The sequence below is a fragment of the Curtobacterium sp. ODYSSEY 48 V2 genome (genome assembly GCF_023712625.1).
Taxonomy (GTDB): domain Bacteria; phylum Actinomycetota; class Actinomycetes; order Actinomycetales; family Microbacteriaceae; genus Curtobacterium.
Genome location: NZ_JAMAXX010000002.1, coordinates 1 through 21227, shown reverse-complemented (window position 1 = coordinate 21227; position 21227 = coordinate 1). Strand labels below are relative to the sequence as shown.

25 protein-coding genes are annotated in these 21227 nt (G+C 72.5%); 11 read left to right on the top strand and 14 right to left on the bottom strand.

The features are described 5' to 3' along the window. Positions 1-65 precede the first annotated feature (65 nt). The 7 genes from M3666_RS02815 to mvk form a co-directional block, all read right to left on the bottom strand. Positions 66-233, bottom strand: a complete 168-nt coding sequence (locus M3666_RS02815) for a hypothetical protein (RefSeq protein ID WP_209685778.1) — start codon at positions 231-233, stop codon at positions 66-68. A gap of 135 nt (positions 234-368) precedes the next feature. Then, positions 369-752, bottom strand: a complete 384-nt coding sequence (locus M3666_RS02810) for an ATP-dependent DNA ligase (RefSeq protein ID WP_066656011.1) — start codon at positions 750-752, stop codon at positions 369-371. 99 nt (positions 753-851) lie between these two features. Next, entirely contained in the window at positions 852-2042 is a 1191-nt protein-coding gene (locus M3666_RS02805) for a hydroxymethylglutaryl-CoA synthase (protein WP_209685780.1), read from the bottom strand. Further along, on the bottom strand, positions 2039-3103 hold the full coding sequence (locus M3666_RS02800; RefSeq protein ID WP_066656017.1) for a hydroxymethylglutaryl-CoA reductase: 1065 nt from the start codon (positions 3101-3103) through the stop codon (positions 2039-2041). Before M3666_RS02800 ends, M3666_RS02805 begins: the two co-directional genes overlap by 4 nt. Then, positions 3100-4179, bottom strand: coding sequence for a phosphomevalonate kinase (locus tag M3666_RS02795; protein ID WP_066656020.1), 1080 nt, complete (start codon positions 4177-4179; stop codon positions 3100-3102). Before M3666_RS02795 ends, M3666_RS02800 begins: the two co-directional genes overlap by 4 nt. Beyond that, positions 4176-5183, bottom strand: a complete 1008-nt coding sequence (gene mvaD / locus M3666_RS02790; protein ID WP_235426370.1) for a diphosphomevalonate decarboxylase — start codon at positions 5181-5183, stop codon at positions 4176-4178. Before mvaD ends, M3666_RS02795 begins: the two co-directional genes overlap by 4 nt. Beyond that, positions 5183-6172, bottom strand: coding sequence for a mevalonate kinase (gene mvk / locus M3666_RS02785; protein WP_251154429.1), 990 nt, complete (start codon positions 6170-6172; stop codon positions 5183-5185). The genes mvaD and mvk overlap by 1 nt, the downstream gene beginning before the upstream one ends. Positions 6173-6273: 101 nt before the next feature. Here mvk and M3666_RS02780 point away from each other — a divergent pair, with 101 nt between their 5' ends. Genes M3666_RS02780 through M3666_RS02770 form a run of 3 tightly spaced genes read left to right on the top strand, consistent with a single transcriptional unit; the run spans position 6274 to position 8200 of the window. Further along, positions 6274-6750 carry a MarR family winged helix-turn-helix transcriptional regulator gene (locus M3666_RS02780; RefSeq protein WP_200884109.1) on the top strand — a complete coding sequence of 159 codons (477 nt, stop codon included), beginning with the start codon at positions 6274-6276 and terminating at the stop codon, positions 6748-6750. Positions 6751-6775: 25 nt separating this feature from the next. After that, on the top strand, positions 6776-7198 hold the full coding sequence (locus M3666_RS02775; RefSeq protein ID WP_066656027.1) for an organic hydroperoxide resistance protein: 423 nt from the start codon (positions 6776-6778) through the stop codon (positions 7196-7198). Positions 7199-7225: 27 nt separating this feature from the next. Next, the gene (locus M3666_RS02770) at positions 7226-8200 is read left to right on the top strand and encodes a zinc-binding dehydrogenase (protein ID WP_251154653.1); all 975 of its coding nucleotides are present in this window, start codon (positions 7226-7228) and stop codon (positions 8198-8200) included. An 81-nt stretch (positions 8201-8281) separates the two neighbouring features. Here the strand turns inward: M3666_RS02770 and M3666_RS02765 are convergent, their stop codons facing one another. From M3666_RS02765 to M3666_RS02755, 3 genes are all read right to left on the bottom strand, one after another. After that, complete coding sequence (locus M3666_RS02765; RefSeq protein ID WP_209685788.1) at positions 8282-8986, bottom strand: DUF4396 domain-containing protein; 705 nt, start codon at positions 8984-8986, stop codon at positions 8282-8284. A gap of 112 nt (positions 8987-9098) precedes the next feature. Then, complete coding sequence (locus tag M3666_RS02760; protein WP_251154428.1) at positions 9099-10556, bottom strand: sugar porter family MFS transporter; 1458 nt, start codon at positions 10554-10556, stop codon at positions 9099-9101. Between the two features lie 145 nt (positions 10557-10701). Then, positions 10702-11211, bottom strand: coding sequence for a hypothetical protein (locus M3666_RS02755; RefSeq protein WP_066656042.1), 510 nt, complete (start codon positions 11209-11211; stop codon positions 10702-10704). A gap of 110 nt (positions 11212-11321) precedes the next feature. On the opposite strand from M3666_RS02755, the gene M3666_RS02750 reads away from it, so the two are divergent. After that, positions 11322-12227, top strand: a complete 906-nt coding sequence (locus M3666_RS02750; RefSeq protein WP_251154427.1) for a LysM domain-containing protein — start codon at positions 11322-11324, stop codon at positions 12225-12227. Positions 12228-12414: 187 nt separating this feature from the next. On the opposite strand, the gene pgi is transcribed toward M3666_RS02750, so the two are convergent. Then, positions 12415-14124 (bottom strand): glucose-6-phosphate isomerase, encoded by a 1710-nt coding sequence (gene pgi / locus M3666_RS02745; protein WP_251154426.1) that lies wholly within the window; start codon positions 14122-14124, stop codon positions 12415-12417. A gap of 234 nt (positions 14125-14358) precedes the next feature. Here pgi and M3666_RS02740 point away from each other — a divergent pair, with 234 nt between their 5' ends. Further along, positions 14359-14922, top strand: coding sequence for a hypothetical protein (locus M3666_RS02740; protein WP_251154425.1), 564 nt, complete (start codon positions 14359-14361; stop codon positions 14920-14922). Beyond that, entirely contained in the window at positions 14922-15116 is a 195-nt protein-coding gene (locus tag M3666_RS02735; protein ID WP_251154424.1) for a hypothetical protein, read from the top strand. Before M3666_RS02740 ends, M3666_RS02735 begins: the two co-directional genes overlap by 1 nt. A gap of 65 nt (positions 15117-15181) precedes the next feature. Here M3666_RS02735 and M3666_RS02730 read toward each other — a convergent pair whose 3' ends face one another. From M3666_RS02730 to M3666_RS02720, 3 genes are read right to left on the bottom strand one after another with little or no spacing between them, the layout of a single operon-like run. Next, positions 15182-17449 (bottom strand): heavy metal translocating P-type ATPase, encoded by a 2268-nt coding sequence (locus M3666_RS02730; RefSeq protein ID WP_251154423.1) that lies wholly within the window; start codon positions 17447-17449, stop codon positions 15182-15184. Beyond that, positions 17446-17664 (bottom strand): heavy-metal-associated domain-containing protein, encoded by a 219-nt coding sequence (locus M3666_RS02725; RefSeq protein ID WP_066656057.1) that lies wholly within the window; start codon positions 17662-17664, stop codon positions 17446-17448. The genes M3666_RS02730 and M3666_RS02725 overlap by 4 nt, the downstream gene beginning before the upstream one ends. A gap of 30 nt (positions 17665-17694) precedes the next feature. Then, positions 17695-17997, bottom strand: a complete 303-nt coding sequence (locus tag M3666_RS02720; RefSeq protein ID WP_066656058.1) for a metal-sensitive transcriptional regulator — start codon at positions 17995-17997, stop codon at positions 17695-17697. Positions 17998-18281: 284 nt separating this feature from the next. Here M3666_RS02720 and M3666_RS16985 point away from each other — a divergent pair, with 284 nt between their 5' ends. The 5 genes from M3666_RS16985 (at position 18282) to M3666_RS02695 (ending at position 21205) form a co-directional block, all read left to right on the top strand. Then, a complete protein-coding gene (locus M3666_RS16985) occupies positions 18282-19475 on the top strand; it encodes an AraC family transcriptional regulator (RefSeq protein WP_066656061.1) in 1194 nt (397 codons plus the stop codon). 164 nt (positions 19476-19639) lie between these two features. Next, positions 19640-20104 carry an Asp23/Gls24 family envelope stress response protein gene (locus M3666_RS02710; RefSeq protein WP_251154422.1) on the top strand — a complete coding sequence of 155 codons (465 nt, stop codon included), beginning with the start codon at positions 19640-19642 and terminating at the stop codon, positions 20102-20104. Beyond that, positions 20097-20288, top strand: a complete 192-nt coding sequence (locus M3666_RS02705) for a DUF2273 domain-containing protein (protein WP_058728059.1) — start codon at positions 20097-20099, stop codon at positions 20286-20288. Before M3666_RS02710 ends, M3666_RS02705 begins: the two co-directional genes overlap by 8 nt. Further along, a complete protein-coding gene (locus M3666_RS02700) occupies positions 20285-20617 on the top strand; it encodes a hypothetical protein (protein WP_251154421.1) in 333 nt (110 codons plus the stop codon). The genes M3666_RS02705 and M3666_RS02700 overlap by 4 nt, the downstream gene beginning before the upstream one ends. A gap of 12 nt (positions 20618-20629) precedes the next feature. Then, a complete protein-coding gene (locus M3666_RS02695) occupies positions 20630-21205 on the top strand; it encodes a DUF6286 domain-containing protein (RefSeq protein WP_251154420.1) in 576 nt (191 codons plus the stop codon). Positions 21206-21227: the final 22 nt, after the last annotated feature.

Here is a 21227-nt window from a genome sequence, read left to right as displayed (position 1 = left end):
CGGCGCCGCCGCCGAGGCGTGCCCCGGCCGCCGAGGGACCGACGGCCGGGGCACCCGAGGGACGGTCACCCGGTGACGGCGACCGACTCCGCATCCCGCACGACGAAGAAGTCCGAGTACAGCGCGCACCCGTCCGGCTCGACCAGGAGACCCCTGATCCAGATCTCGTGTCGACACTCCACCTCGACGACCGTCCCGGCGCGGTCGTCGACCGTGTCCTCCGTCGCGGACATGCGGTTCCCTCCGTCCGCGGTCGCAGCCGGCCGGCTCCCTGACGCCGGCCGTGGGGACTGTGCGTCCCGCGGCACCCGTACCCTACGGACGCGCCCGCGACGGCCGGAACCCGTTGACCCGGCTCGGCCGCTGTGCTACTCCGTGTCGCCGGCGGACGCGGACTCCGCCGCCCCCGGGACGACCGCCCGGGACCACGCGGAGTCCGCCGCGGTGCTCGTGTCCGGTGGCTCGGGCACGAGCACGAGCCCGGCACCGGAGGTCGCCGCCGCGTAGAGCTCCTCGAGCCAGCTGCGGTTGATCGCGGGCACCCGGCTGCCCGCGAAGGTGAACCGCAGGCTGACGTTCGGGTGCAGCCAGACGGAGCTGCGCCCGTCGCCGTGGAGCACGTCGTCCTTCCACGAGAACACGAAGCGGTGGTCGCGCCGCAGCATGTTCACGATGACGATCTGCAGGTGCGTGAGCGCGCGGTCGTCGACCCGCAGGTCGAGCACCTCACCGTCGTAGACGATCTGACCCATGAGGATCCTTCTACACCGTGCGGGCGAGGGACGGGTGCGGGACGGACGGGAGGCGCGGTGCCGGCCGGCACCGCGCCTCCCGTCCGTCGTGGGGTCGCGTCAGTCCTGCGCGGTCGCCTCGTAGTGCCGCGCACCGCCGCGTACACCCGCGAAGCGGTACGGCGCAGCCGTGACGCGGGGCCGCTCGACGTCCTCGCTCGTGGCGGCACCGGCAGCGTGCAGCTCCCGGTACGCGTCGACCGTCAGCGGGGTGCGCGCCGCGAGCAGTGCGCGGACCCGGCCCTCGCGGCGGTGGGAGCGGTAGTCGGGCCGGACGATCCCGGTGATGAGCTCCCCGACGCTGCCCGAGCCGTAGCTGAACAGGGCGATCCGCTCGCCGCCCAGGTCGTCGTCGAGGTCGAGCAGCGCCGCGAGCCCGATCCAGAGCGACGCCGTGTAGGTGTTGCCGGTCTGCTTGTTGTAGGTGAAGCCGATCGCGAGCTCGGACTCGTCGAAGGGCACCCCGACGTGCTGCGTGAGCTTCCGGTGCGCCTTGAGCGCCATCTTCGTGAACGGCTGGTGGTGGACGAAGCGCACGATGTCCTCGTACGCCGGGCCGCCCTGCGACGCCAGGTCGTCCCACGCCCCGACGAACGCGTCGACGTACGCGCTGACCGACAGCCGGCCGTCGACGAGCGCCGTCGAGCGGTCGTTCGGTCGCCAGAAGTCGTCGACGTCGGCGGTGAAGACGCCCGCGGCGGGCTCGATCTCGATGAGGTCGGGGTCCGCGGACACCAGGATCGCGGCGGCCCCGGCGCCCTGGGTGGGCTCGGCGGCGGTGTCGACGTCGTACCGGGCGACGTCGGCGGCGATGACGAGGACCCGCTCGTGGGGTGCGCGCGCGATGATGCCCAGGGCGAGCTGCACGGCCGCGGTCCCGCCGTAGCAGGCCTGCTTCAGCTCGACCACGCGGACGTTCTGCGGGAGGCCGAGGAGCCCGTGCACGTAGACACCGGCGGCCTTGGACTGGTCGACGCCCGACTCGGTCGCGAACAGCACCGTGCGGATGCCCTCGACGCCGTGGCGGTCGATGACCTCCTTCGCGGCGGCGGCACCCATGGTGACGATGTCCTCGTCGGGTGCGGGCACGCTGAACGCGTCCTGCCCGATGCCGACGTGGTACTTCGCCGGGTCGACGCCGAGCCGTTCGGCCAGGTCGTCGAGCTCGAGCACGTGGTGGCCGGTCGCGATCGCGATGTCGTGGATGCCGACGGACAGCGGCTGCCGTGCGTCGCGCTGCTGGGCGCTCATGCTGCACCTCCTGCGGGCTTCGACCCGCGACGTTCCATGGCGACGTGCGCCGCCATCAGCTCGCCCGGGTTGGTCTGGGCGGCGAGCAGGGACAGCTCACCGCAGAGCACCGTCGCCGCGCACAGGGCGGCCAGGCGGCGGGCGTTGGCACCGGGCTCCCGGTCCTCACGGCAGCCGAGGCGCACCAGGGCGTCCTCGACGACGGGCAGGTCCCCGCCCTTGCCGTTGCCGACCGTGCCGACGATGAGGTGCGGCAGCGCCGTGGAGAAGTAGAGGTCGTCACCGCGGGCCTCGGCGTAGGTGATGCCCTGCGAGCCCTCGACGATGTTGGCGGCGTCCTGCCCGGTGGCCAGGTAGAAGCCGAGGAGCATGTTCGCGTAGTGCGCGTTCGCGGAGCGCAGGGCCCCGGCGATGGTCGAGCCGACCAGGTTCTTCGCCACGTTGAGCTCCGCGATCCGCGCAGCGCTCGACCGCAGCCGCTTCTCGACGATCTCCCCCGGGATCACGATCTCGGCGATCGTGTTCCGGCCGCGACCGCGGATGCCGTTCACCGCGGTGGCCTTCTTGTCCGTGCAGAAGTTGCCCGAGACGCTGACGTAGCGCAGGCCCGGCTCCCACGCGAGGATCGCGGGCAGGAGCTTGTCCGCCGCCTGCGTCACCATGTTGTGGCCGGAGGCGTCGCCCGTGGTGAACGCGAAGCGCAGGAACAGCAGGTCGCCGACGATCTCGGGGTGCACCTCGATGAGCTTCGCGAAGCGGCTCTGCCCGGCGACGATCTGCTCGAGTTCGTCCTGGCGCGCGAGGATGCGGCCTGCCGCGATGTGCGCAGCGGCGGCGCTGTCGGCCTTCACGACGACCGAGCGGGTCATGCGCTCGTCGACGACGGTCGCGACGATGCCGCCCTCGACCATGCGCGAGATGCGGGCACCGCGACCGACGGACGGCCACAGCGGCGACTCGTACGTGGCGAGGGGCACCTCGTGCTCGCCCTCGACGGCGTTGCCGCTCACGCGGATCGGCCCCACCCACTTCGTGGGGATCGGGGTCAGCAGGTCGGTCATTCGACGCTCCCTTCGGGCGCTTGCACCGCGACGCTGAGGTGTCTGATGTCGTGCGCCTCCCAGGCGCGGTGGATGCCGGCGAGGTCGGTGTCCGCCGGGACGAGCGCGATGCCGCAGTCGCCGCCGCCGGCACCGGACGGCTTCGCCGCCCCGCCGGCCGACTCGACGACGTCGCACAGGGTCGCGAGCCGCTCGGTCTCGATCTGCGAGCCGACGGACGCGCCGAGGCGCTGCATGAGCACGCGGGCGCGCCGCAGGGCGTCGAGCGTCATCGCGGCGTCGCCGGTCCGGAGGCCCGTGGTCAGGTCGTCGACGCAGGCGCGGCTGTCGTCGAGGAACGCCTGGTACCCGCCGTTGCGGTGCTTCCGGACCACGCTGACGAGCTTCGTCGTCGACGCCGGCGAGCCCGTCCAGCCGACGAGGAGTTCGAGGTCCGCCGGCGCGGGCAGGCGCTGCACGTCGAAGCCGGTCCAGGCGTCGGTGTCGTCGAGGATCGCGGTCACGGAACGGCTGTCGAGCATGGCCACCAGGCGCTCGCGGTCCGGTGCGCTGTAGCGGAGCCAGCCGCCGAAGGTGCTCGCGGCGAGGTCGCCGCCGGACGCGCGCGGGTTGACCCGGACGGTCGCGAGCAGCGCGACCCGGAAGCGGTCCCGCTGCGAGAGCCCGATGCCGTAGAACCGGTCGAGTGCGCCGACCGTGGCGACGGTGACCGCGGCCGAGGATCCGAGTCCGAACTTCCGACCGCTGGCGTCGTCGAGCTGGCTCTCGATGCGGAGGTCGTGGAACCGCGGTGCGATCCCACGCTCGGCCCGGAGCTTCTCGACCAGGTCGATCGTCGCCATGACGTAGTCGTAGGGGTGGTGCTCGCGGTCCAGCGCCAGGCCATCCTCGTCGCGGGTCCACGTCAGCGGGAGGTGTCCGTACTCCTCGGAGTGCACGCTCCCGGAACCGTGGCCCTCGCGCACCCGGGCGGTGATGGCCCGGTCGAGGGCGATGAGCACGGACGGCTGCCCGGGCTCGACGACGGCGTACTCGCCCGCGACGAACAGCTTGCCGTGGGCGCGGAACTCGATCACTCGGCGGTCTCCTCCGGTCGGACGGCACCCACTCCGGGTGCCTCCGTCCCTTCGGAGCGGACGACCCGTGCGCCTGGTCCGGTGCCCGACTCGATGACGTCTCCCAGACCGGCGAGCGCCGTGGCGACGGCACCGCGGTCCTCGGGCTTCGTGAGCACCACGACGTTCGGGCCGGCGTCGGCGGTCGCGTACGCCTCGGTCCCGGCGGCACGGAGCTCGGCGACGGCATCGAACACGGCGACGCTGCGGGCGTTCAGGTACCGGATGGGCGGGAAGGCGCCCTCGATCGTCGCGTGCATGCGGAGCGCGTTGCTCTCGGTGAGCTCCCCGATCCGGGTGAAGTCACCGGCGGCGCAGGCGTCGAGCATCTCCCCCACGGTCTCGGTCGTCGACGTCACCCACGCCGGGTAGAACGGCGAGGTCGCGATCGTCCGGCGCATCGCCTCACGCGAGCCGATCGCCTTCTCGCCGGCGGAGATCGTCACCACGACCATGGCCATCGGCGGGGCGGGGACGCGCTCGGCGTAGGAGCCCTGGTCGTCGCCGGCGTGCCAGACCGCGACACCGCCGGGGATCGAGCGCGTGGCGGACCCCGAACCGCGTCGGGCGAGCCGGGAGAGGTCGCGCTCGGACAGGTCGAGCCCGTAGGCCGCCGACGCCGCGGTCGCGAGGGCCGCGAAGCCGGACGCGCTGGAGGCCAGCCCGGCGCCGGTCGGCACGGTGTTCTCGGAGACGACGGCCGCACGGTCGGACGACCCGGCGAGCGCCCGCACGAGGTCGAGGAACTGCTGCACGCGGAGCAGCGCACCCTCGGGGGCCGCGCCACCGTTGAGCACGAGCGAGTCGGCGTCCGCCGCGGCGTCGAGCGTCACGGTCGTCGTGGTCGGGAAGACGTCGAGGCCCATCGACACGCTGCCGGTGGCGGGCAGGGCGAGCTGCGCGTCGGCCTTGCCCCAGTACTTCACGAGCGCGATGTTGGGGTGCGCGACGGCGGTGGCGGTCATCAAGCGCGGGCTCCGATCGTGGTGGTCCAGGTCTCCGTCGCGCCCGCGGCACGGAGTGCGGCGGACACGCGGTCGGCGTGCTCCCCGTCCGCGACGAGCGCGAGGACGCATCCGCCGCGCCCACCGCCGGTGAGCTTCGCGCCGAGGGCGTCCGCACGGCGTGCGGCGTCGACGAGCCGGTCGAGGTCCGCGCTCGACACGTCGAGTTCGGTGAGCAGTTCGTGCGCGGCGTCCATCGTGGCACCGAGGGCCTGGGCATCGCCATCCTCGAGTGTCCCCCGTGCGCGTCGCGCGAGGGCGCCGATGGCGTCGACGATGCCGTCGACCGTCGCGGGGTCGGCGTCGTGCCGTTCCCGGACGGCCGCGACTGCCTCGCGCGTGTGCCCCGGGACACCGGTGTCCGCGACGACGAAGGTGAACACCGCGCCGAGCGGGACGGGCTCGACCACGCCGCCCTCGAACCACACGGGCACCTCGGCGACGACGCCTCGGGCATCGAGTCCGGAGGGGCGGCCGTGGGCGACGCGCTCGCACTCCTGCACGAGTTCGTGGTGCTCCTCGGGGTCGAGGGTCCGACCGAAGACGTCGGCCACGGCGGCGGTCACGGCGGCGGCGACGGCGGCGCTCGAACCCATGCCCCGGGCGGTCGGCACGGCACTGTCGACCCGGACGTGCACGTGCTGCTCCTCGGCGCCGAGGTGCCGGAGCGTCGCGGTCACGGCGGTCACCGTCGGCAGCACGGCCGCCGGTGCGGTGTCGAGGGGTCCGGTGTGCACGGTCGACTCGAGCCGGCTGCCGTCGCCGGGCGCCACCGGGGACACCGTCGCGGTCACCCGCACGTCGAGCACGGGGAGCACGAGCGCGGGTACGCCGTACACCACGGCGTGCTCGCCGATCAGGATCGTCTTGCCGTGGGACGACGCTGACCCGGTGCGGAGGCTGGGTCCTGCTCCCGGGGTCGCGGTGCTGTCGGTGTCGTTGCTGGTCATCGTGGCTCAGGTCAGCCTAACCGGCCGTGCACGCGACCGCCCGTGCCCACCTGTGAACAACCTGGTTGTGCACAACTGAGTTGCGTGCCACACTGGTGGGCATGCCGGTGACCGACGAGATGGTGTGCTTCTCGCTCTACGCGGCGTCCCGGGCGACCACCCAGGCGTACCGCGCACTGCTGGAGCCCTGGGGACTGACGTACCCCCAGTACCTCGTCCTCGTGACCCTGTGGATCGAGGGCGACCAGACCGTCTCCACGCTCGGCGAGCACCTGCAGCTCGACTCGGGCACCCTGTCGCCGCTGCTCCGGCGCATGGAGCGGGCCGACCTGGTCCGCCGCGAGCGCCGCAGCACCGACGAGCGCGTCGTGACCGTCACGCTCGGCGACCGCGGTCGCTCGATCCGCCCCGAGCTCGCCCACGTCCCCGCGCGCATCGCCGCGGGCATGGGCCTGTCCGACGAGCAGGCCGCCCTCGAGCTCATCGCGACGCTCCAGCGCCTGACGGCGACCATGCACGCCGCGGCCGACGACACCGCCACCACGACCACCGACGCCCCCACAGCGTCGGACGACTGACCCCACGAAGGAAGGAAGGACCCCCATGGACGTCCTCTACACCGCCGAGGCGCTCGCCACCGGCGAGGGCCGCAACGGCCACGTCGCCACCAGCGACGGCCGCGTCGAGCACGACCTCGCCATCCCGAAGGAGATGGGTGGCTCCGGCAACGGCGCCAACCCCGAGCAGCTCTTCGCAGCCGGCTACGCCGCGTGCTTCCACTCCGCGCTGCAGGGCGTCGCCCGCGCGCAGAAGGTGAAGATCACCGACTCGACCGTCGGTGGCCGCGTCTCCATCGGCCCGAACGGCCAGGGCGGCTACCAGCTCGCCGTCATGCTCGAGGTCGTCATCCCCGGCCTGGAGCACGACCAGGCCCAGGCCCTCGCGGACGCCGCGCACCAGGTCTGCCCGTACTCGAACGCCACCCGCGGCAACATCGACGTCACCATCGTCGTCTCGGAGGACTGACCCATGACCGACACCACCCCCACCACCATGCGTGCCGTCGTCCACGAGACCTTCGGCGAGCCGGCCGACGTCCTGACCGTCGCCGAGCGCCCCGTCCCGCAGCCCGGCCCCGGCCAGATGCTCGTCCGCACGGTGCTCTCCCCCATCCACAACCACGACCTGTGGACGATCCGCGGCACCTACGGGTTCAAGCCCGAGCTCCCCGCGGCCAGCGGCACCGAGGCGCTCGGCGTCGTCGAGGCCCTGGGCGAGGGCGTCGACCGCCTGCAGGTCGGCCAGCGCGTCGCGGGCGGCACCTTCGGCGTCTGGGCCGAGTACTACGTCGCCGACGCCGCCGGGCTCGTCCCCGTGCCGGACGCCATGCCCGACGAGTCCGCCGCGCAGCTCGTCTCGATGCCGTTCAGCGCGATCAGCCTGCTGCACTCGCTCGACCTGCACGAGGGCGACTGGATCATCCAGAACGCCGCGAACGGCGCCGTCGGCCGCATGGTCGCGCAGCTCGGCAAGGCCCGCGGCATCAACGTGATCGGTCTGGTCCGTCGCGCCGAGGGCGTCGAGGAACTGCGGGAGCAGGGCATCGACCGCATCGTCGCCACGGACTCCGAGGGCTGGCAGGACCAGGTCCGCGAGCTCACCGGCGGTGCCCCGATCATCGCGGGCGTCGAGTCCGTCGGCGGGAAGGCCGCGGGCGACATCGCCTCGGTCATGGGCGAGAACGGCACGCTCGTCGTCTTCGGCGCCATGGCGTCGCCGACGCTCGAGATCCCGTCCGGCAAGGTCATCTTCGGCCAGCTCACCGTCAAGGGGTTCTGGGGCGCCGTCGTCAGCAAGACCATGCCGGCCGAGCTCAAGGGCCAGCTCTTCGGCGAGCTCATCACCCGCGTGCTCGACGGATCGCTGACGCTCCCCGTCTCCGAGACCTTCGTCTTCGAGGACGCCCGCGACGCGGCGCGTGCCAGCGACACCGCCGGCCGTGTCGGCAAGGTGCTGCTGCGCCCGTAGCGGTCCAGCACCCCGGGACGGACGGGAGGCGCGGTGCCAGCTGGCACCGCGCCTCCCGTCCGTCGCGGCGTGCGCCGGAGGTCACATCGCCTCCTTCAGCCCCTTCCGCACCAGGAGCGCGTTCATCGGGTACGAGCAGACGAACCCGGCGACCATCGCGACCTGCATCGCGACCCAGAACTCGGGTGTCAGCACGCCGACGCGGCCACCGAGCACCGCCGGCAGCAGCGCGAACTGCAGCACCGCCATCGCGCCGTACATGCCGACCTGCCACGCGGTGATGCTGAGGGTGTCGGCCTTCAGCGCGGCGACGAGCCCGTCCCGCCAGCCGAGCCCGCGCATCGGCGCGATCGCCGCGTACTGGAACGCGATACCGACGACGAACGCGATGACGAAGTCGATGATCCACCCGGCGAACATGCGGTCCTGGTAGAGCGTACCGAGCCCGACGAGGGTGCCGAGGGCCGGGAAGGCGACGAGCCCGAACTCGCCGACGAGGTCACCGAGCGCACACCCGGCGCCGCAGTGGCTCGTGTCGATCGCGGTGCCCGCCCACCGGCCGTGCCCGCCCACCGTCGCACGGCCCCGGCGGAGGTAGAAGACCAGCCACACCACGCTGCCGAAGAGCATCGTCAGCGGCCAGACGAGCGCCATCACCCGCATGTGCGGTGGATGCCGGACGACGTCGACCGCGACGACGAGCGCGCAGCCGACCGCCACCACGAGGAGCACCGCGCAGACCGCGGTCAGCGTCGTCGGCAGGTCGCCCACCTGCAGTTCGGTCATCGCGTGCGCCTCCCGTGATCGTTGTCGCCCGACAACGGTGCACCGTACACACCCGTGCCGGAGCCCCGGTCGAGCAGGCGTCCCCCGGCGTCGGTCCGCGTGGCAGCGCGGGCTACCGCTGCGCCTGCTCCGCGGCGACGGCGGAGACGTCACCGGAGGGGAGCCCCTGCTCGACCTCCTCCAGGGTGCGGCCCCGGCTCTCGGGCACGAACCTCCGGATGAAGAGCAGGGCCAGGACGCCGACCGCGGCGAACCCGAAGAAGGTGCCGGTGATGCCGGTCGCCGCGACGATCGTGGGGAAGGTCAGCCCGAGGAACGCGTTCGCGGTCCAGAGGCAGAAGACGGCGATCCCCATGCCGAGCGCGCGGATCTGCGTGGGGAAGATCTCCGACAGGATCACCCACGTCGCGATGTTGAGGAACGTCTGCATCGAGCCGACGAACGCGACGACGAGGACCAGGATCACCCAGGGTCGAGCGGGGTTGCCCTCGACCAGGGTCATCGACGCGATGCCGATCAGGAAGTGGCACACCGTCGTCAGCGAGTACCCGATGACGAGCGTCGTGCGTCGGTCGATGCGCTCCATGTTGGTGAGGGCGACCACCCCGCCGACCACCGCGATGACCCCGGGAGCGATGTTCGCGATGAGGGCCGCCGACTCCTGGAAGCCGGACTCGACCAGGACGGTCTGCCCGTAGTACATGATCGAGTTGATGCCGGTGAGCTGCTGCGCGACACCGATGCCGGACCCGACGAGCACGGTCCGGACCAGCCACCCGCTGCCGAGCAGCGTGCGCCACCCGCCGCCGTGCCGGGCCTCCGCCTCGCGCTCGTTCGCGCGCTCGATCTCCTCGAGTTCGGCCGTGGCGCGCTCCTCGGAGCGGACCTGCACGAGCACCGCACGGGCCTCCCCGTACCGGCCCTTCGACGCGAGCCACCGCGGCGACTCCGGCACGCGCAGCATGCCGACGAAGAGCGCCACCGCAGGCAGGGCGCAGACGGCGAGCATGACGCGCCAGACGCCGTCGCCCTCGCCCCAGAGGGTGCCGATGACGGCGTTCACCACGAAGGCGGCGAGCTGGCCGATCACGATCATGAGCTCGTTGCGGCCCGACAGCGATCCACGGATCTCGTACGGTGCGAGCTCGGCGAGGAAGACGGGCACGACGGTCGACGCCCCACCGACCGCGAGCCCGAGCAGGACCCGGCCGACGACCATGACCCCGAACGTCGGGGCGAGGACGCAGGTCAGCGTGCCGACGAAGAAGGCCACGGCGAGCAGGACGATCGTCCTCCGACGTCCCCAGCCGTCCGCGATCCGACCGCCGAGCACCGCACCGACCGCAGCGCCGAAGAGCAGCGAGCTCGTGACGACGCCCACGGTCAGGTCCGTCAGGCCGAGCTCCTGCTGCATCGGGAGCAGCGCCCCGTTGATCACACCGGTGTCGTAGCCGAAGAGGAGGCCGCCGAGGGTCGCGACGAGGGCCAGGACACCGAGACGGCGGCGGTGGGGGCCCTCCCCCACCGGGGGGAGAGCGACCTTCGGTGCTGTCGGCGCGGTATCGACCATTGCGTGGCTCCTTCGTCGGGGGACCTCGCGACGGTGCGCGCGGCGATCGTGTCCCGTTCCGTGTCCCGTTCCGTGTCCCGTCGACCGGACCGCTCACCCGTGCGGCCGGCCGATCCTCCGACCGGTCGGCGGAGGCCGGTGCTGCTCAGTCGGAGTCGGCCGGACCGTCGCCGAGCACGTCGCCGAGCGAAGCCATGCCGGCCCCGTGGTCGGTGTAGCGGCGGACGGTCCGTCGGGCCGCTGCACTCGCGGCCCCGCCGAGCGCCGGGTTGCGCCGAGCCGCGTCCGCCACCCGACCCGCGTGCCCGGCGGTGGACAGCAGGACGTTCGCCAGTGCGCGTGCGGCGCCGGACTCCGGGACCCCGGTGACCGTCCAGGCGCTCCGGAGCTGCTCGTCCGGTGTGACCCCGCGACGGGTGCCCATCCGGTGCCAGTCGGAGAGGGCGCCCTCGGTGCGCTCAGCGGCCCGCTCGACCTCTCCTGCACGCCGGCGCTGGACCGCGCGGACGGCGTCGGCCGAAGCATCGTCCGTCCCGTGCTCGCGCCCCTCGACGGCGGCGGCACGCTGCCGGGCGGCCGTGTCGTCACCGCCCGCCTCGGCGATGCGAGCGGCGTGGGCGGCGGCTGCGGCGGCGAGGATGTCGTGGCGGTCCATGCCTCGACGGTAGCCGCTCGCGCCGACAGCTACGTCCCTCGACACATCCGCTCGCCGCCGCTCCCTGCCGCGCCGGATCCGCCGGTAGCATCTCGAACCGAGGGGGAATCATGAACCGAACCGTTGCGACCGGTGCCACCGCTCTGGTCGTCGCCGTCGCGCTGTCCGGTTGCTCGCTGCTCGGCGGGTCCGACGGAGCGCTCCCGGCGCCCTCGGCCCCGCCGACGGCGAGCCGGACGTCCACCCCGTCGCCGACGGCGACCGAGGACCCGGACGCCGCCCGGCTCGAGGCCTCGGCGACCCCGCGCGCGCCCAGCCCGGTCGCGTCCGAGGCCGCCGTCCCCGACCCCGTGCTCACCCCGATCCCGGCCGGGACGGTGCTGGCCGAGGGCGACGTCGCCTCACCGAAGGGCAGCATCCACTTCCACTACCGCGTCGTGGCGGACGGCGACGACACCTTCACCGCACAGTTCAGCGGCGTGACCTCGTCGCTGCCCGTCCCGATCGGGGCCGGGTTCTTCGAACGCGAGCGGACGGTGGGCGACGGCCTGACCTACCCCGGCGTGGGCGACACCGTGCTCGGCGGTCCGACCCCCGCGCCGGTCGCGAAGGACGTGCCGCTCGACGGCTCGGGTGTCGACCCGTCGGGGCTCGTGACGCTCGTGGTGTCCTCGGCGGCCGACCCCGGCCAGGCCGACCTGCCGATCGAGATCGCGGCCGGCAAGGTGCTCGCGGTCGCGCCGGTGCGTTGGTCGGTGCCCGAGCGGCAGACGAACGTGCACCCGGTCGACGGCGGAGCACGGTCGAACGCCTCCGGTCCGGTCACGGCGACGACGGCGTCCGGTGCGCCGCGCTCCTACACGGTGGCGCCGGACGACCTGATCGGCGACGTCGCGGCACGCTTCGGCATCAGCGTGAAGGCGCTCGTCTGGTTGAACGCCGACGTGCAGGTGTTCGGCGACGACCAGTACCTGTACGAGGGGACGACCCTCAACCTCGACCCGCTCGCGCGCTGACGCCGGCTGGTCGCACTCCCGCCGAGTCTCGCGCAGGCGGACGTGTTCGCGGCTCGCGAGCCGCGAAGGTGTCCGCGGGGCCGAGTCTCGGGGCCGAGGCCGCCCCGCGGCAAGCGCGACCACGCACCGGACGGGAGGCGCGGTGTCAGCTGGCACCGCGCCTCCCGTCCGTCGTCAGGTGCGTGGGCTACTCGCCGCGCAGCTCCAGGTACTTGGCGATGAGCGCCTTCGTCGAGGAGTCCTGCGACGCGAGCGCGTCCTGGTCGCCGTCGACCGCCGGGGCGATCTGCAGCGCGAGCTGCTTGCCGAGCTCGACACCCCACTGGTCGAACGAGTCGATGCCCCAGATGGTGCCCTCGGTGAACACGATGTGCTCGTAGAGGGCGATGAGCTGACCGAGCACGCTCGGGGTGAGCTCCGGCGCGAGGATCGACGTCGACGGCTTGTTGCCCGTGAAGGTGCGGGCCGCGACGATGCCCTCGTCGGTGGTGCCCTCGGCGCGGACCTCGTCGGCGGTCTTGCCGAACGCGAGCGCCTTGGTCTGCGCGAAGAAGTTCGCCAGGAACAGCGCGTGGACGTCCTGGCCCGGCTGCACGGCCTTGCCGTCGCCCGACTCGTCCTTGAGCGGACGCGCCGGCTTCGCGACGGTGATGAAGTCCGCCGGGATCAGGCGGGTGCCCTGGTGGATGAGCTGGTAGAACGCGTGCTGGCCGTTGGTGCCCGGCTCGCCCCAGAAGACCTCGCCGGTGTCCGTCGTGACGGGCGAGCCGTCCCAGCGGACGCGCTTGCCGTTCGACTCCATCGTGAGCTGCTGCAGGTACGCGGCGAAGCGGTGCAGGTACTGCGTGTACGGCAGGACCGCGTGGCTCTGCGCGCCGAGGAAGTTCGTGTACCAGACGTTGAGCAGACCCATGAGGACGGGGACGTTCTGCTCGAGCGGCGTGGTGCGGACGTGCTCGTCGACGGCGTGGAACCCGGCGAGGAACTGCTCCCAGTTCTCCTTGCCGATCGCGATGACCACCGAGGTGCCGATGGCCGAGTCGACCGAGTAGCGGCCGCCCACCCAGTCCCAGAAGCCGAAGGCGTTCTCGGGGTCGATGCCGAACGCGGCGACCTTGTCGAGCGCGGTCGAGACAGCGACGAAGTGCTTGGCGACGGCGTTCGACTTCTCGTCGTCCGACGCGTCGGTCAGGCCGAGGCGCTCCCACAGCCACTGGCGGGCGAGACGGGCGTTGGTCAGGGTCTCGAGCGTGCCGAAGGTCTTCGACGCGACGATGAAGAGCGTGGTCTCCGGGTCGAGGTCGACGGTCTTCTCGTAGATGTCGGCGGGGTCGATGTTCGAGACGAAGCGCGCCTCGAGGCCCTCCTGCACGTACGGCTTGAGCGCCTCGTAGACCATGACCGGGCCGAGGTCGGAGCCGCCGATGCCGATGTTGACGACGGTCTCGATGCGCTTGCCGGTGACACCGGTCCACGAGCCGTCGCGCACCTGCTCGGCGAAGGCGTAGACCTTGTCGAGCGTGGCGTGCACGTCGGCGTCGACGTCCTGGCCGTCGACCACGAGCGCCGGCTCGATGCCCCGCGGACGGCGGAGCGCCGTGTGCAGGACGGCGCGGTCCTCGGTCACGTTGATGTGCTCGCCGGCGAGCATCGCCTCGAAGCGCTCGGCGACGCCGGTGTCCTTCGCGACCTGGAGCAGGGCGGCGAGGATCTCGTCGTCGACGAGGCCCTTCGACAGGTCGACGGTCAGGTCGGCGGCCTGGAACGTGTAGCGATCGGCGCGACCGGGGTCGCTGTCGAACCAACCGCGCAGGTCGGGGGTGAATCCGTCGGCGATGCCGGCGAGCTTCTTCCAGCCGTCGGTCGATGTGGGGTCGACGGGAGCGGATTCGGTCACTTCGGTCCTCCTGGGTACCTTCTGGACGTACTGGACCGCGGGTCACCGCAGCGCTGCGTCGCGGACCACGTCCGAGCGTAGTGCCGCAGCAGTGCGGTTGCGCACAGCTCGGTGGGGCGAAGCGGCGTAACAACTCGTCGTACTGAGATTTCACACTTCAGAATCGACGTTCCGACCCCTACGGTCAGGAGTCCGGGGAGCACTCAGCTCTCGGACCCCAGAGGAAGGAATCGCATGTCGAAGGTCAGGACGTCGCTCGCCATCAGCGCGACCAGCGTCGCACTCGTCGCCGCAGGGCTGATCGCTGCCCCTGCAGCCAACGCCGCAGACACCACCGCGGGCGCGCAGGGCGCTGCTGCCAGCGCCGACGCGTTGCAGCACTTCACACCCGCTCAGATCGACGATGCGATCGAAGAAGCCCGAGCTGGCGGCTACGTCGAGCGGCAGACGGTCGACGACGACGGGAGCATCCGCACGACCCTGGACCTCGGGCAGGGAATGACCTTCGATCTCGTCCAGGAGGGTCCGACATCGCGTCTGAGCGCCGGTCGGGACAGCAGGGGCACGTACGTGGCGTTCAACAGCACCGACCAGAACCTGATCATCAGCGGAGCAGCATTCGGGCTCGGTGCCGGACTCTGCGCCATCAGTGCGGGAACGTTCTGCGTCGTCGCCGGCGCGATCCTGACCGCCGCGACCGTTGCGATCACCTCGAACGGAGGAGTGCGGTGCAGCGGCGGCAAGGCTCTCCGGGTCTACCCGTTCGCTGGCGGCAAGGTCAAGCCGCGCTGCGCCTGATGAGCAAGCGCGCAGTCTGCGGGGTTGCCTCGAGCGTCCCGTTCGCCGTCGCCGTCAGTCTCGTCCTCGTGGGCGTCGGGTCCGTACTCGCCAGCTCCGACTCCTGGCTCGGGAAGCTCGCCCTGGGGGCCGCTCTCTTCGTCGGGATCGTCCTCACCGGGTTCGCGGTGCGGAGGCACCAGCGACGCAGATGACCGACGGACCACCGTGATCGGCTGTCCCCGCGCCCCCGGAAGGGCGCGGGGACACTCGTCGGGCGTCAGCCGAGGGCCCGGAAGCGACGCAGGCGCAGACTGTTCGTCACCACGAAGACGGATGAGAACGCCATCGCCGCACCCGCGAGCACCGGGTTCAGCAGGCCCGCCATCGCGAGCGGGATCGCCGCGACGTTGTAGGCGAAGGCCCAGAACAGGTTGCCGCGGATCGTGCGGAGCGTCGCCCGGGACAGCCGGACCGCGTCCGCCACGACGGTGAGCCGACCGCTCACGACGGTGATGTCGCTCGCGGCGATCGCCGCGTCGGTGCCGGCCCCCATCGCGATGCCGAGGTCCGCCGCCGCGAGCGCCGCCGCGTCGTTGACCCCGTCGCCGACCATCGCGACCGTCCGCCCCTCGGCCTGCAGTCGCCGGACGGTCTCGAGCTTCGAGGCCGGGGTCGCACGGGCGTGCACCTCGTCGATGCCGACGCGCGCCGCGACGGCGCGCGCGGCGCCCTCGTTGTCCCCGGTGAGCAGCACCGGGCGCAGGCCGAGCGCGACGAACCGCCGGACGGCCTCCGGCGCCTCGGGCTTCACCGTGTCGCCGACGACGACGGCGCCGAGCACCGAGCCGCCCCGGCCGACGAGGACCGCGGTCCCGCCGTCCGACTCGGCAGCGGCGACCCGCGCGGCCAGCGCCTCGTCCACCGGCAGTGCCCAGGCCTCCGCCAGCCACCGGGCGGTGCCGACGACGACCACCTCGCCGTCGACCACGGCCTGCACGCCCGCGCCCGGCGTCGCAGCGAACTGCTCCGCGACCGGGACGTCGAGTGCGCGGTCCCGCGCGGCCCGGACGACCGCACGCGCCACCGGGTGCTCGGAACCGTCCTCGACCGCCGCCGCCACCGCGAGCAGCGATCCGTCGGCGTCCGGTGCGCCGTCGACCGGCAGGACCGCCGTCAGGCGCATCTCCCCGGTCGTCACGGTGCCGGTCTTGTCGAGCACGATCGTGTCCACGGCGCGGGTGCGTTCGAGCGCCTGGGGGCCGCCGATCAGGATGCCGAGCTGCGAGCCACGACCCGTGCCGACGAGCAGCGCGGTGGGCGTCGCGAGCCCGAGGGCGCACGGGCAGGCGATGACGAGCGTCGCGACCGCGGCGGTGACGGCAGCGGTCAGGGACCCGCCGTCGACGAGCCACCCGACGAACGCGACCACGGCGAGGCCGATCACGACGGGTACGAACACGGCGGAGACCCGGTCGGCGAGTCGCTGCACCGCGGCCTTGCCGGTCTGGGCGTCCTCGACGAGGCGTCCCATCCGGGCGAGCTCGGTGTCGGCACCGACGGCGGTGACCTCGACCACGAGCCGACCACCGACGTCGATGGTCGCGCCGGTCACACGGTCGCCGGGTCGCACCTCGACCGGGACCGACTCACCGGTGAGCATGCTGAGGTCGACGGCTGACGAGCCCTCGCGCACGATGCCGTCGCTCGGGATCCGCTCCCCCGGTCGGACGACGACGACGTCACCGACGACGAGCGACGCGGCGGACACACGGGTCTCGACGGGACCGGACGGCCCGTCGCGGAGCACCGACGCGTCCTTCGCGCCGAGCTCGAGCAGCGCGCGCAGCGCCGCCCCGGACCGCTGCTTCGCCCGGGCCTCCATGTACCGGCCGGCCAGGATGAAGACCGTCACGGCCGCGGCCACCTCGAGGTAGAGGTCGCTCGCCTCGGGGTCCGTGGCGAACCACGAGAAGGTCATGTGCATGCCGGGGGCACCGGCGTCGCCGAGGAACAGTGCGTACAGCGACCAGCCGAACGCGGCGACGACGCCGAGGCTGACCAGGGTGTCCATGGTCGCGGCGCCGTGTCGGGCGTTCACCCACGCGGCACGGTGGAACGGCAGCGCTCCCCAGACGGCGACCGGTGCCGCCAGTGCCAGGGCAGCCCACTGCCAGTTCGGGAACTGCAGGACCGGCACCATCGAGAGCAGGACCACGGGCAGCGCCAGGACGGCGGAGACGACGAGCCGCTGCCGCAGGGGCGCGGTCGCGGCGTCGGGACCGGTGGCGTCGTCGACGTCGTCGGCAGAGCCCGGAGTCGGCTGCCGCACGTGGACGGTCGCCCCGTACCCGGCGGCCTCGACCGCCGCGACGAGCGCCGCGGTGTCGACCGTGTCCGGGTCGGTCACCGACACCTGCGCCTGCTCGGTCGCGTAGTTCACGGTCGCGGAGACGCCCGGCAGCTTGCCGAGCTTCCGCTCGACGCGGTTCGCGCACGAGGCGCAGGTCATCCCCGTGATGTCGAGCTCGACGACGCCCTGGCTCACCGGGACACGACCTCGTACCCCGCCTCCGCGATCGCGCCGCGGAGGGCCTGGTCGTCGATCCGGTGGTCGGACGTGACGGTGACGGACGACGACCCGCCGGGCACGAGGTCCACGGTGACGTCGGTCACGCCGGCGAGCTCGGAGACCTCCTCGGTCACGCTCGCCACGCAGTGCTCGCAGGTCATCCCGGTCACGGCGACGGTCTCGGTGGTCATGGGTCCTCCTCGGTGTGTGGTGCGGTGGGGTCAGGAACGGACGAGTCGGGCGATGGCGTCGCTCGCCTCGCGGACCTTCGCGTCGGCGGCGTCGCCGCCCTCGGCCACGGCCTCGGCGACGCAGTGGCGCAGGTGGTCCTCCAGCAACGACAGGGCGACCCGTTCGAGCGCCCGGTTCGCCGCGGAGATCTGGGTCAGCACGTCGATGCAGTACGTCTCGTCCTCGACCATGCGCGCGATCCCGCGGACCTGCCCCTCCGCGCGGCGCAGCCGCTTGAGCAGGTCGTCCTTGTCCTCGATGTACCCGACGTGTGCGTGCGGTGCTGCTGGCATCCTGACCTCCGTCCTCCCCGACAGGGTACCCCCCTGGGGTATTTCGTGCTCGTCGATCCCTCGGGAGGCGCAGAGTTGTCTGAGAATTCGTCATTGAAGGGCGGGATCGCTCGTCGCTGCGGGCGAGGGTCGGCGTGCGCCGGCGGATCCCCGCCGTGGCGCGGATCGAACCGGTACCCACCGGACGGGAGGCGCGTGTCGCGGCCGCCACGGGCCTCCCGTCCGGCAGCGCCCACCCGGGACGCGGAAGCGCGCATCCCGGACAGTGCTGGCATGATGCGCGGGTGAGCACCTCGTCGACGAACGGTTACCGCCGCCTGCGGTTCACCGAGAGCGACGGCACCGACTACGGCCGGATCTTCTCGGCCGAGTACAACGGCCGCGACCTCGGTACCGAGACCTACGTCGCCGAGGGCACCCGGTACGAGTACACGATCGTCGGCGACGACGACGTCACGCTCCGCACCATGCGCGCCGAGGGTGGACGGCGCGGTGGCGTGATCGGCCCGCGCAACGACCACGTCGTGTTCTGGCTCACCCGCGGACGCCTCGAGATGCACTTCGCGGACCGGACGCGGGTGATCGAACCGGGGAGCCCCTACATCGCCTCGGCGTCCGAGGCGTACCGGTTCGAGTCCGCCGACACCGTCTACAACGGCCTGCACGTGTCGGACCCGTTCCTCCGGTCGGTCGGCGCGGAGCTCGGCTACCGCCTGCCGGACGGCCCCCTGCTGTTCGACCAGCAGGACGAGGCGATCGCCCGGCGCGAGCCGCTCCGCCGCCTGGTGCAGGACCTCGCGCCGGCGCTGCTCGACGACCGCGTGGTCGGTCCGATGCGCACGGCCCTGAACCGGCGGCTCGCGGTGGTCGTCCTCGACACCTTCCCGATCCGCAACCGGGGCCAGGACGTCCCGGTCGCGAACCGGCTGCGCGACGCGGTCCGCCACATCGAGGCACACGCACAGGACCGACCGTCCGTCCCCGAGATCGCGGCCGCGTGCGGACTGAGCCAGCGCGGCCTGCAGGACGTCTTCGCGCGGACGCTCGGCACCACACCGAACCGGTTCATGCGCGACCACCGGCTCGACTGCGTCCGTCGTGAACTGCTGCGCGCCGCCGGCGACGAGGGCGTGACACCGGTCGCCCGACGATGGGGCTTCACCAACCCCGGCCGTTTCGCCGCGGCCTACCGGGAGCGCTTCGGTGAGGACCCCGCGGCGACCCTGCGCGGCTCACGGGCCGCGCGACCCGACTCCGGCCGGACGTCCTGGCGGGTCCGACGTGCCGTCGCGCACATCGTCGAGCACGCCGACGGCGACCTGACCGTCGACGAGATCGCGGACGCTGCGGGGGTGCGTCCCCGCCGGTTGCAACAGCTCTTCCGACAGGAGTGCGGACTGTCGCCCATGGCGTACGTGCGCTCCGTGCGGGACGCCGCGTCGCGCAACACCGGGGCCGGTATCGGCGGCACCGGCTGACCCTCCGCCGTCGGGGTACACGGAGAACCGGCGTTCTGGCGCTTCCCCTGGAAGAGCGCTGAATCACACCGGACCCGTGTGACGAATCTCGGTGTCAGCCCGTCTCATCCGTGAACAGCAACCGCTGGGAACGAGTCCCGGCGGGTCCTCGAAGGGAGACACCAATGGCTGACACCACCACCACCTCGACCACTCCGGCGACCGCTTCGGCGGCGTCGCGCTCGGCCGTCCAGAACGGTTCGGGTACTGCGGGCAAGACCACGATCGACGACACCGTCGTGTCGAAGGTCGCCGGCATCGCCGCTCGTGAGGTCAACGGGGTGCACTCGCTGGGCGGCGGCGCTGCCCGTGCGATCGGCGCGATCCGCGACGCGATCGGGCAGCGTGACCACGGTCAGGGCGTCAAGGTCGAGGTCGGCGAGAAGCAGGTCGCCGCGGACGTCGTGATCGTCGCGGAGTACCCGGTGTCGCTGCAGCAGGTCGCTGACGGTGTCCGTTCGTCGGTCGCCCGTGCGCTGGAGCAGATCGTCGGCATGGAGGTCGCCGAGGTCAACGTCACCGTCCAGGACGTCTACATCCCGGGGGATGACGACGACAACGACGACAAGAAGGAGTCCCGCGTTGAGTAACACACTCGTCGGCGCGCTGATCGGCGCCATCCTCGCCGTCGTGGCACTGCAGTTCGGGTTCTGGGGCTTCGTCCTGGTGATCGTGTTCGGTCTGATCGGTGCACTCGTGGCCGCGATCACGACCGGGAAGATCGACCGCGGTGCCCTGACCGACGTGCTGACCGGACGCCGGAGCTCCCGGTGAGCGCCGGCCCGGGGAGCCTCCCGGCGAGCGCGGTCCCGGGCCGGGTCGAGATCACCGCCCGGGCGCTGACGGCGCTGGCCCGGGCCGTCGCAGCGGAGCGTCTGGGCGCTCCCGCGAAGCGGCTCCGGGTCGGGTTGGACGACCACGACGGCGCGCTCGCGCTCGAGGTCACCGGCCCGATCGCCGCCGGCGGGGACGTCGTCTCCGCGGCGTCGTCGGCTGCTGACACGATCCGCTCCCGCGTCGGGGAACTCTCCGGCCGTCACGTGGGTCGGACCCACATCGAACTGACCGGGATCGTGCGTGCGCACGAGGGCCGGGTCCGGTAGGAGACAGAGCACATGAGCACCGAACAGCTCGAGAAGCGGCTGCGTCGTCGCAGCATCCACCGGTCCCGGTCCACCGCGGTCGCGATCACCCTGGTCGTCGTCGCACTGGTCGCGGCGTGGATCGGCACCGAAGCGGTCCTGAAGGCCATCGGGCAGCAGCCGCTGCTGGCGGACCCGCAGACCGTGGTCGACACCGCCCTCACGCCCGACGCCGCGTTCACCACCATCATCGAGGTCATCGCCGCCGCCCTGGTGATCCTCGGCATCGTCCTGGTCGTGCTGGCCCTCAAGCCCGGCAGGCAGCCCCGGTCCGGGATCGACCGTGACCGCGGTGCGGTCGTGATCGACACCCGCATCCTGGCCTCCACCGCCGCGAACGCCGCCGCCCACGCAGCAGGCGTCCCGGAAGCCAACACGTCCGCGTCCGCGCGTGGGCACCGCACCCAGGTGCACGTGGTGCCCCTGTCCGGCATCCCCGTCGACGCCAGCGCCGTCGAGCACGCCGTCGGGGACCGGCTCGGTCGCCTCGGCGGCAAGCACGGCTCGTCGGTGCAGGTCACCGTGGAACAGAAGGGAACCCTGGCATGACCACCACCAACCGCGGCGTCAA

What these genes read in the sequence shown, in the direction of transcription:
- M3666_RS02815 (WP_209685778.1), bottom strand. Translation starts at nt 233, where the DNA reads ATGTCCGCGACGGAGGACACGGTCGACGACCGCGCCGGGACGGTCGTC.
- M3666_RS02810 (WP_066656011.1), bottom strand. Translation starts at nt 752, where the DNA reads ATGGGTCAGATCGTCTACGACGGTGAGGTGCTCGACCTGCGGGTCGAC.
- M3666_RS02805 (WP_209685780.1), bottom strand. Translation starts at nt 2,042, where the DNA reads ATGAGCGCCCAGCAGCGCGACGCACGGCAGCCGCTGTCCGTCGGCATC.
- M3666_RS02800 (WP_066656017.1), bottom strand. Translation starts at nt 3,103, where the DNA reads ATGACCGACCTGCTGACCCCGATCCCCACGAAGTGGGTGGGGCCGATC.
- mvaD (WP_235426370.1), bottom strand. Translation starts at nt 5,183, where the DNA reads ATGACCGCCACCGCCGTCGCGCACCCCAACATCGCGCTCGTGAAGTAC.
- mvk (WP_251154429.1), bottom strand. Translation starts at nt 6,172, where the DNA reads ATGACCAGCAACGACACCGACAGCACCGCGACCCCGGGAGCAGGACCC.
- M3666_RS02780 (WP_200884109.1), top strand. Translation starts at nt 6,274, where the DNA reads ATGCCGGTGACCGACGAGATGGTGTGCTTCTCGCTCTACGCGGCGTCC.
- M3666_RS02775 (WP_066656027.1), top strand. Translation starts at nt 6,776, where the DNA reads ATGGACGTCCTCTACACCGCCGAGGCGCTCGCCACCGGCGAGGGCCGC.
- M3666_RS02770 (WP_251154653.1), top strand. Translation starts at nt 7,226, where the DNA reads ATGCGTGCCGTCGTCCACGAGACCTTCGGCGAGCCGGCCGACGTCCTG.
- M3666_RS02765 (WP_209685788.1), bottom strand. Translation starts at nt 8,986, where the DNA reads ATGACCGAACTGCAGGTGGGCGACCTGCCGACGACGCTGACCGCGGTC.
- M3666_RS02760 (WP_251154428.1), bottom strand. Translation starts at nt 10,556, where the DNA reads ATGGTCGATACCGCGCCGACAGCACCGAAGGTCGCTCTCCCCCCGGTG.
- M3666_RS02755 (WP_066656042.1), bottom strand. Translation starts at nt 11,211, where the DNA reads ATGGACCGCCACGACATCCTCGCCGCCGCAGCCGCCGCCCACGCCGCT.
- M3666_RS02750 (WP_251154427.1), top strand. Translation starts at nt 11,322, where the DNA reads ATGAACCGAACCGTTGCGACCGGTGCCACCGCTCTGGTCGTCGCCGTC.
- M3666_RS02740 (WP_251154425.1), top strand. Translation starts at nt 14,359, where the DNA reads ATGTCGAAGGTCAGGACGTCGCTCGCCATCAGCGCGACCAGCGTCGCA.
- M3666_RS02735 (WP_251154424.1), top strand. Translation starts at nt 14,922, where the DNA reads ATGAGCAAGCGCGCAGTCTGCGGGGTTGCCTCGAGCGTCCCGTTCGCC.
- M3666_RS02725 (WP_066656057.1), bottom strand. Translation starts at nt 17,664, where the DNA reads ATGACCACCGAGACCGTCGCCGTGACCGGGATGACCTGCGAGCACTGC.
- M3666_RS02720 (WP_066656058.1), bottom strand. Translation starts at nt 17,997, where the DNA reads ATGCCAGCAGCACCGCACGCACACGTCGGGTACATCGAGGACAAGGAC.
- M3666_RS02710 (WP_251154422.1), top strand. Translation starts at nt 19,640, where the DNA reads ATGGCTGACACCACCACCACCTCGACCACTCCGGCGACCGCTTCGGCG.
- M3666_RS02695 (WP_251154420.1), top strand. Translation starts at nt 20,630, where the DNA reads ATGAGCACCGAACAGCTCGAGAAGCGGCTGCGTCGTCGCAGCATCCAC.